The sequence below is a fragment of the Rhizobium sp. UFLA01-1127 genome, assembly GCF_059803845.1.
Map to the genome: position 1 here is coordinate 1 of NZ_JAUQTZ010000240.1, position 1,471 is coordinate 1,471.

Genomic DNA, 1,471 nt, shown 5'->3' on the forward strand with positions numbered 1-1,471 from the left:
GGTGTTGAAGTCTGAGGAAGCGCCCAAAAAGCCGGAGCTGCCGCGCGAGGAAACATTCAACTGGCTTTTCGACCAGTATTACCGCTCGGCCGCCTTCAAGAAATTCGAGCGCGATACGCAAAAAGACAAGCGCAGCGTCCTCACGCGATTCGCGGAGAAGGCGGGCGAGCTGCCATATAAGAAGTATCGCCGCGAAGACATGGAGAAGAGCCAGCAGGCTCGAAAGGATACGCCTGGTGCGGCTGACAAGCTGGTCAAGGTCCTGCGCGCCGTCTTCAATTGGGCGATGAACCAAAAGCCTGCGCTCGCCAGCCATAACCCGGCCGTGGGCATCGAGCCGATCAATAAGCGCAAGGGCGGCTTCCATACATGGACGCCGGATGAGATCGACCAGTTTCGGGCGCATTGGGCTGTCGGCACCATGCCGCGCCTGGCGATGGAAGTCATGATCAACATCGGCGCGCGCCGTTCCGACGCCGCGCAGATCGGCCCGAAAAATGAATTCAAGCGGGCAGGTGAGCGCTGGACGCGCTTCACGGCCCACAAGGGGCGCAATCGCTTTCCCGTCGAGATGGAAGCGCGACTCACTCCGGAATTGTTGGAGGCGTTGGAAAAGACCGCGTTCGGCGCTGACACCTATGTCATAAGCTCGCGCGGGACTCCTTATACTATAGAGAGCTTCGGTAACGCCTTCTCCCGCTGGTGCGGAGAGGCATGCTTGCCGCATTGCTCTTCCCACGGCCTGCGCAAGGCAGCCTCCGTCGCCTACGCGGAAAGCGGTGCGTCTGCACCGGAGCTATGCGCGGTGTTCGGCTGGTCGAACCTGAAGACAGCTCAAATCTATATCGAGAAAGCGGAAAAGCGGCGCATGCGCGCGAACGCATTCGAGCGCAAGGCGGCTTACGAGAAGCGCTCAAGTGTCCCACTTTTAGAACCGAAAACGGCGAATGAGACAAACGAGGTAAAAAACGATGAAAAATCAACGTGATTTTGGGGGAGTGGTGGGCGATGAGAGACTCGAACTCCCGACATCCTCGGTGTAAACGAGGCGCTCTACCAACTGAGCTAATCGCCCTTCATGCTGGCGGGTCATTGGCCCGCCGCATTCGGTGGCCGTGATCTATGCGGAACGAGGAAAAACCGCAAGAGTGTTTGTGAAGATTTTTTGATTTTTTTGATTTTTACGCAATTCCGGTGGCCGTCATCTACATATGCCGATGTGAGGCTCGCCGGATGATCCTTGTGCATATCAGGTCCGAATGAAATGCGTCGGGCGGGAAGCTGCCATGCCAAATCGCGTGGGCAGAAACTCAGAGGCGAGCTTGTCCAAAACAATTCGCACTCTGTCATCGATTTGTATTCAAACCTGCTTGACACCCAAACACGAACCCCGTAGTTAGCCGCTCATCGAACGGCGAGGGCCGCTTTGATGGGTGCGAAAGCATCCGGAATACTTGAAATGTAATGCGGG

Annotated in this window: 1 protein-coding gene and 1 tRNA gene; one reads left to right on the forward strand and one right to left on the reverse strand. The window is 56.8% G+C overall.

Annotated elements, in window-relative coordinates; all coding sequences use genetic code 11:
- Window positions 1-988, forward strand: a 988-nt coding sequence (locus Q4Q11_RS30915; RefSeq protein ID WP_498571878.1) for a tyrosine-type recombinase/integrase, incomplete at its 5' end; no start/stop codon positions are given.
- A gap of 11 nt (window positions 989-999) precedes the next feature.
- Here the strand turns inward: Q4Q11_RS30915 and Q4Q11_RS30920 are convergent.
- Window positions 1,000-1,075: transfer RNA gene (locus Q4Q11_RS30920), tRNA-Val, on the reverse strand.
- Window positions 1,076-1,471 lie beyond the last annotated feature (396 nt).